Source organism: Alteromonas sp. C1M14 (assembly GCF_018860965.1).
GTDB lineage: Bacteria > Pseudomonadota > Gammaproteobacteria > Enterobacterales > Alteromonadaceae > Alteromonas.
Genome location: NZ_JAHKQF010000003.1, coordinates 913 through 1,155, shown reverse-complemented (window position 1 = coordinate 1,155; position 243 = coordinate 913). Strand labels below are relative to the sequence as shown.

The 243-nt window shown below is 53.5% G+C and carries 1 protein-coding gene; it reads left to right on the top strand.

Annotated elements, in window-relative coordinates:
• Positions 1-243 (top strand): Ig-like domain-containing protein (locus KO501_RS18530; protein WP_252728124.1); only part of this gene is annotated, 243 nt, incomplete at both ends.

Genomic DNA, 243 nt, shown 5'->3' with positions numbered 1-243 from the left:
CCTTGCCGGTATTAAACCTGGACGCCCTTTCTAACCTTAACAGCGCCACCCCTATCATCAGTGGCACATGTGATGAAATCGGCGCGGTGATCAACATCGAAGTGACCGACAGCGACGAGGTTACCCAGACTTTTACCACTGACGTATTGCCAGATGGCACCTTTGCCATTGAACTGCCCGCCGATGCCGCCGAAGGGTTATTGGATGTGAATGTATCCGTCTTAGACAGCGCCGGCAATGTGG